The 6,374-nt window shown below is 43.3% G+C and carries 10 protein-coding genes and 4 pseudogenes; 1 reads left to right on the top strand and 13 read right to left on the bottom strand.

Going from position 1 to position 6,374, the window contains the following annotated elements:
* Positions 1-53: 53 nt before the first annotated feature.
* Positions 54-557 (top strand): annotated as a pseudogene (locus ACXAC4_RS26510) (TonB-dependent receptor domain-containing protein); the annotation flags it as partial.
* Between the two features lie 471 nt (positions 558-1,028).
* Here ACXAC4_RS26510 and ACXAC4_RS26505 read toward each other — a convergent pair.
* The 13 genes and pseudogenes from ACXAC4_RS26505 to ACXAC4_RS26445 form a co-directional block, all read right to left on the bottom strand.
* Entirely contained in the window at positions 1,029-1,733 is a 705-nt protein-coding gene (locus ACXAC4_RS26505; protein ID WP_475167959.1) for a GGDEF domain-containing protein, read from the bottom strand.
* Positions 1,730-2,404 (bottom strand): GAF domain-containing protein, encoded by a 675-nt coding sequence (locus ACXAC4_RS26500; RefSeq protein ID WP_475167956.1) that lies wholly within the window; start codon positions 2,402-2,404, stop codon positions 1,730-1,732. The genes ACXAC4_RS26505 and ACXAC4_RS26500 overlap by 4 nt, the downstream gene beginning before the upstream one ends.
* A 466-nt stretch (positions 2,405-2,870) precedes the next feature.
* Positions 2,871-3,179: pseudogene (locus tag ACXAC4_RS26495) on the bottom strand (glutamate ligase domain-containing protein); the annotation flags it as partial.
* Positions 3,180-3,191: 12 nt separating this feature from the next.
* Positions 3,192-3,695, bottom strand: coding sequence for a Mur ligase family protein (locus ACXAC4_RS26490; RefSeq protein ID WP_475167954.1), 504 nt, complete (start codon positions 3,693-3,695; stop codon positions 3,192-3,194).
* 161 nt (positions 3,696-3,856) lie between these two features.
* Entirely contained in the window at positions 3,857-4,123 is a 267-nt protein-coding gene (locus ACXAC4_RS26485) for a hypothetical protein (RefSeq protein ID WP_475167953.1), read from the bottom strand.
* 99 nt (positions 4,124-4,222) lie between these two features.
* Positions 4,223-4,708, bottom strand: a complete 486-nt coding sequence (locus tag ACXAC4_RS26480) for a hypothetical protein (protein ID WP_475167951.1) — start codon at positions 4,706-4,708, stop codon at positions 4,223-4,225.
* On the bottom strand, positions 4,689-4,937 hold the full coding sequence (locus ACXAC4_RS26475; protein ID WP_475167949.1) for a class I tRNA ligase family protein: 249 nt from the start codon (positions 4,935-4,937) through the stop codon (positions 4,689-4,691). The genes ACXAC4_RS26480 and ACXAC4_RS26475 overlap by 20 nt, the downstream gene beginning before the upstream one ends.
* A complete protein-coding gene (locus ACXAC4_RS26470) occupies positions 4,834-5,184 on the bottom strand; it encodes a class I tRNA ligase family protein (RefSeq protein ID WP_475167965.1) in 351 nt (116 codons plus the stop codon). Before ACXAC4_RS26470 ends, ACXAC4_RS26475 begins: the two co-directional genes overlap by 104 nt.
* A pseudogene (locus tag ACXAC4_RS26465) lies at positions 5,158-5,271 on the bottom strand (class I tRNA ligase family protein); the annotation flags it as partial. The pseudogene ACXAC4_RS26465 and the gene ACXAC4_RS26470, both read right to left, overlap by 27 nt.
* A complete protein-coding gene (locus tag ACXAC4_RS26460; RefSeq protein ID WP_475167961.1) occupies positions 5,243-5,557 on the bottom strand; it encodes a class I tRNA ligase family protein in 315 nt (104 codons plus the stop codon). The gene ACXAC4_RS26460 and the pseudogene ACXAC4_RS26465, both read right to left, overlap by 29 nt.
* Positions 5,551-5,661 (bottom strand): class I tRNA ligase family protein, encoded by a 111-nt coding sequence (locus ACXAC4_RS26455; RefSeq protein ID WP_475167946.1) that lies wholly within the window; start codon positions 5,659-5,661, stop codon positions 5,551-5,553. The genes ACXAC4_RS26460 and ACXAC4_RS26455 overlap by 7 nt, the downstream gene beginning before the upstream one ends.
* Positions 5,660-5,755 (bottom strand): annotated as a pseudogene (locus ACXAC4_RS26450) (hypothetical protein); the annotation flags it as partial. The pseudogene ACXAC4_RS26450 and the gene ACXAC4_RS26455, both read right to left, overlap by 2 nt.
* Before the next feature lie 99 nt (positions 5,756-5,854).
* Positions 5,855-6,374, bottom strand: a 520-nt coding sequence (locus ACXAC4_RS26445; protein ID WP_475167944.1) for a class I tRNA ligase family protein, incomplete at its 5' end; no start/stop codon positions are given.

The following is a 6,374-nucleotide window of genomic DNA, read 5'->3' as shown; positions in this document are numbered from 1 at the left end:
AAGGTTAACGACGGTTAGATTCACCTCTTACACAGCACCTTATAGCTAAGCAGCGAACGCAATATGGTGCTTTTGCCGAGCTTTATGTTCCACTCACTGAGCAAGTCGAGATGCAATTAGCAGGGCGTTACGATCACTTTGATGATTTTGGCTCAACGTTTAACCCAAAAGTCAGTATCAGTTATCGACCTACTGACACTATCTTGCTTCGCGCGGGTTGGGCAACATCTTTTAGAGCCCCCTCTTTAACACAAGCCGGTGTTAAGCTTCGTACTACTACTTCATCTTTTGATTGCGGTGCAAACCAAGCAATTGCAGACCTATATTGTGAAGGCGACGGCACACTTGTCAGCGTAAACAGCTTAGAGTTAGGTAATGAAAACTTAAACGCCGAAGAGTCTGATTCACTTTCAATTGGCTTTGCATGGAGTCCTTCTAGGCAGACCACAGTGATGATCGATTATTGGCAGTTTGATTACAAAGAAGTCATTGATACCAACATGACTGCAGTGTTAGATCGCGCTATTTCAGACGCCTCACTTCGCCACTGTGGCATGTGGTACTGTTTTGTGGCACTTCGTTCAGTTACGTATTGCTAAGGTTAAGGAGTTCGTCCAGAGAAGTACACGCAGCACCTCTGCAGTCTGATTCCCGCTTTTCTATAACCGGCGATGCTGCCATAGGAAACGTAGAACCAACAATCCAATTCCCGATTGGATGTTGCTTGGCGATGCTGTTACGTAAATGAATCTCTGTATATACAAAATAATGCTGTATTTAGCAGTGCCTCCTAGACTGTCAATGGCCCGCTTTCTATGAAATCCAATGCCATGGTTTACTCAGAAGGGGATATAGTGCTAAACGGAGAAATATCAACACAGAACGGTACTCATCATTTCAGCACGAGGAGACATCCATATAAATGATCAGGTTGGGCCGGAGTGGAGTAAGGCAATCATATGTTCCGAGGGAGAAGTTTATGGTGCTGAAAATATAAGTAGTAATCACAAAGTTCGATCCAACCACGGTCATTGCCCTACACCATAAAAAAACAGCAGCGAAGTCACAATGACTCCGCTGCTGTTTGTTAATTCCTCATAACACGCCACTCTGTTGCGCCCCTTCTGTTTCGCACCAACATACATAGCCCGATCAGCATGGCGAATCAGTTCCAGTGGTTCTTCACAGTCGACAGGGTATGTCGCAACCCCGATCGATGCTGTTATAGAGACCTCTTTCGGTTCGTCATCAGACAGAATATACTGATAGGTACTGAAAGGTTGCTCAGCAATCGAGCGACGAATATCCTCTGCTACCTGATAAGCTTCGTAGTCCTTGTACCTCGGCAGCAGTATGGCGAATTCCTCTCCACCATAGCGAGCGACGACGCCCGCGTTGCCAACTACATCTTCTAATCTTTCGGCAAACTGACATAGGATTTCATTTCCACTTTCATGTCCATACGTATCGTTAATCGATTTGAAGTGATCGATATCAAGCAGTATCAAAGCAATCGATTGCTCCATGTCTGAGAAGAAAGCTTCGTGAAGCTGATCTTGGAAATAGCGGAAGTTATAAAGTCCTGTTAGTGCACAACGTTCACTCTCTAATTTCGTCTTCTCATAATGTCGTGCATTATCGATGGCAACAGCCAAATAACTGCCCAAAATGTTGAGAATCATAAATTGAAATTGTAAAAATGCGTATTTCTGATTGGAGTAAATCGTGATCACTCCGACGATTTTCCCTTGCGCTCAATAGGTACAGATAAGGCGCTTTCCGCTTCCTTCGGTGTATAGCGGTTTCTCAGATGGTCCCAATCACTCTTTTTGTTATATTTAAAGCTATCTCCTTCCTCCCAAGTATGACCACTTATACTCTCTCCGATATGTAGTTTGATAGAGGGGAAATAGGTGACCCCAGACCGATCGAAATATCGGATCAGGTTCATCTCCCGGTCAGATTCGACGTCAAAGATATAAATATAATCTACTGGAAGAAGTTGACTTAGACGGTCGACGAACAAGTCTAAAACATCCTTCACGCCTAAATTACCTGTTAGCTCATGACCTATTCTGCTCGTCCGTTTCAAGTATTGGTTAACGATACTGCTCTTGTGATAAAGCATAAGCATCCCTGAAATCAGTATGAAAGGAATTCCAACATAGAATACAGCGCTCACCCCGAACTCTGCATACATCATGTAGAGCAGAAAGCCGACCGGGAACACAAGTAGACCGGATGTCAAATCCCATAACAATCCGATGTCGAACATTTTTACATGTCGCTTATACAAAAACTTAGCAATGAACTTTATGGTGAGTTGATTAAAGAACAGCTGAAAGAATGCGTAAGCAACGATCGGAACAGCATTGCTTACAGAAGAGACAGCTTTCCCTTCCATGTTGTCCACCAAGCATATGATAGATGAGTGCCGAAGAAATAGAAATCACTAAAAACATGACGAAGTTCAATGGAAACCTATGAACATTCGACCGTGAAACCCTCAGTTTTAAAAGCAAGAAGATGAGTGCCACTTGTGAAACGATTATTTCTACTGCTAGTCCAAAATATAAAAAAACGGCAAATGTGATACCATGTGTAAAAAATACAGGGTTGTCCCCTATTTGTAAGGGAAACAAAGCAACAATAGAGGCTAGGATGACGAATGCCAAAATATCCATTTGGTTACCAATTAAATCGGGGGAAAGAATTGAAATACACCAAATAAGCCAGCCGGCCAGACAATTAACCAAACAAGCCAAACCGCTATCTTTTCCTTCCGGCCCATTTCCTCAACCCTTTTTCGTTCTAAAGAACTAATTTAAGACAAAATTCAGATAATTAGTATATTATCACAAGTTCCGCGATCATTCAAAAATTTTCCTGATTTCAGACAGGAAATAGAGCGATCCAGTTACTAATAAAAGTTCATCGTCTTCCATCTGCGACAATGACGTTGATACAGCCTCCTGATAGGAATCGATCGCTTCGGTTCTTTTAACCGGCGATAGTTGCTGCAATTGTTCCGCAGACAAAGCTCTTGGAAAATTAAATGACGTCATGAAAGCACAATCCACTACCTCGGACAGCATCGTTAACATCGCTTGCACCGGCTTATCTTCAAGCGCCGAGTATAGTAGTGTCACTCTTTTATTTGAATAATGTTCTTTAACGGTTTCTACAAGTGCTCATGAGTTCCTTACTTCGTTGTGCGCTCCATCCAGAATTACAAGAGGCTCTTCTCGTACTTTCTCAAATCTTGCCGGCCAGTGTGTTGCACGAATGGCAGACCGGTAATACTCCCTCTGAAAAGAGTAGCCTAGACCTTGTAATACTTCCATTGCCTGAATAGCGAGCGCTGCATTGTCCACCTGATGCGCCCCCATCATTCGACTCAATAAAGGTTCGGAAATGAAGCGGTCGTTATGGAATTCAAACAATTCCCCTTCATCAGAACTCTCCAAGTGAACCGTATGAAAATCTTCCCCGTTTACTGCAGAAGTCGCTCGTCTCTTGAGCTGCCTTTTCTCTAATAACTTCCGAATGGATTCATCCTGCTTTGCCGCCGTAATTACAGGGATACCCTGCTTGATGATTCCTGCCTTTTCCCGAGCAATCTCAGCATAGGTCGAGCCTAGAATATTCATATGATCCTTCCCGATGTTCGTTATGATTGTCAGGATAGGAGACACGGATATTGGTTAGAATCATACAACCCACCTAAACCAGCCTCATAGATCACAACGTCTAATTCCTTCTCCGCAAAATAGACAAGAGACATTGCTGTAATCACTTCAAATTCAGTAGGTGCCCCGAGTGGAGTCTCCGCCAATTCTTCCGCTACGGACTGAATCTATTCACGAAGACTGGCCAACTCCCCATCCTCGATCGGAGCCCCGTTCACACTGATCCGCTCATTAAAACGAACGATATAAGGGGAAGTGAATGTCCCTACACTTAATCCTTGTGCTCTGGAAGATTCACGTAGAAAGAAACTGTCGATCCCTTCCCATTCGTTCCGGCGATATGTACAGCCTGGATGCGCTTCTTCCGGATGGTTCAACTGTTCCATCATCCATGTCATACGAGCCAACCCGGGCTTTGATTTTGAATTTTTCACGTTGATGTATCCACTGCAGGGCGTCCTGATAATTCGCCACCATGTTTCCCTTCTTTCAAAAAGGGAGAGTATTCCCACCGAATACCCTCCTCTCATCGTTTATGCTTTTAATTCTTTAATTCGTGCTTCTACTTTCGCACGCTTATCAAGGTAGTCTGTCTCTTTCTTACGTTCTTCTTCAACTACATGTTCTGGGGCTTTACTTACGAAACCTTCATTGGAAAGTTTCTTCTGAACACGTGTAACTTCTTGATCCCATTTCTTCCATTCGTTCTCTAGGCGTTTGATTTCATCTTCAATGTTGATCAAGCCTGCTAATGGAAGGTACAATTCCGCTCCAGTAATAACGGCTGACATCGCTTTTTCAGGTGCCTGCAGATCTGTTGCAATTGTCAGTTCACTCGGATTACAGAAGCGTTCTAAATAGTCACGGTTCTTCTCAAGTTCCTTAACAATATCTTCGTCCTTCGCCTGGATCAGGAGTTGAATTTCTTTGGACATCGGTGTATCCACTTCTGCACGGATATTACGGACAGAGCGAATAATGGAGACAAGTCGGTTCATTTCATTCTGCTGCCTGTTCATTGTGGAAATCTTCTCTTACTATCGGCCATGAAGCCTGTGTAATTGATTCTCCTTCATGAGGAAGGTGCTGCCAAATTTCTTCTGTAATGAACGGCATAAATGGATGCAGCATACGCATCGTTTGATCAAGCGTATAAGCAAGAATCAGAACGAGTCGTATGAATTCGTGCTTCGTCTTCTCCGTATAATGGCAGTTTCGCCATTTCAATATACCAATCACAGAAATCATCCCAAATAAAGTTGTAAAGGTGACGGCCGGCTTCACCGAATTCGTATTTATCGATATTTGTCGTCACTTGTTCAATTGTCTGATTGAGACGAGTCAAAATCCATTGATCTGCTACAGATTTTTCACCTGTGATATCAATATCTTCAAATTTCAAATCGCCCATATTCATCAAAGCAAAACGGGAAGCGTTCCAAATCTTATTCGCAAAGTTCCACGTAGACTCAACCTTTTCCCAATGGAAGCGCAAGTCCTGACCAGGGGATGAACCGGTAGATAAGAAATAACGTAAGGAATCGGCTCCATATTTATCGATAACATCCATTGGATCGACACCATTTCCTAAGCGATTTACTCATCTTGCGTCCTTCTGCATCACGAACAAGACCGTGAATCAGAACATCATTGAACGGACGTTCGTTCGTAAACTCTAGCGATTGGAAGATCATTCGGCTGACCCAGAAGCCAATGATGTCATAACCTGTTACGAGTACGTTGGTTGGGAAATAGCGCTTATAATCTTCACTGTTCTCATCCGGCCAGCCCATCGTGGAGAAAGGCCATAGAGCAGAAGAGAACCAAGTGTCCAGGACATCTTCATCCTGCTTCCAATTTTCTAGTATCTTTCGGCTGCTTCTTTGCCTACATAAATTTCGCCTGTTTCTTTATGATACCAAGCCGGAATACGGTGGCCCCACCATAGTTGTCTGAGAAATACACCAATCACGCGTATTTTCCATCCAATGTAAATACGGTTTTTCAAAACGATCTGGAACAAACTGTACTTTATCGTCCCCTTTTTGCAAGCTCGATGGAAGCATCAGCAAGTGGTTTCATATCAACAAACCATTGTGTAGATAAGATAAGGTTCTACGACCGCGCCACTTCGTTCAGAGTGACCAACAGAGTGCATGTGTTCTTCAATCTCGAATAGAACACCTTCTTCTTGCAAGATCTTTAACAATTTGTTTTCGGCATTCAAAACGGTCCATTCCTTTGTATTTGCCAGCATTCTCGTTCATCGATCCGTCTTCATTCATGACTAGAATTCGTTCTAGATTGTGACGGTTTCCAATTTCAAAGTCGTTAGGGTCGTGAGCAGGCGTAATCTTCACAGCACCTGAACCAAATTCCATATCGACATAATCATCAGCAACAATTTCAATTTCGCGACCGACAATCGGCAGAATCGCTTTTTTACCGATCAAATGCTTGTAGCGCTCATCTTCCGGATGTACAGCAATCGCTGTATCCCCAAGCATCGTCTCTGGACGTGTAGTCGCAATTTCAATGGTTCCCTCTTCATCTTTCAACGGATAGCGCATATGATAAAATGCGCCCTGCACATCTTTATACTCCACTTCAATATCAGATAAAGCCGTTTGCGTAGCTGGATCCCAGTTGATGATGTATTCTCCCCGGTAGATCAAACCTTTCTCA

The organism is Pseudoalteromonas sp. AWM4_233, assembly GCF_056158285.1.
Note: the sequence above shows the minus strand (reverse complement) of the source record. Positions and strands in the feature narration are given on the sequence as shown.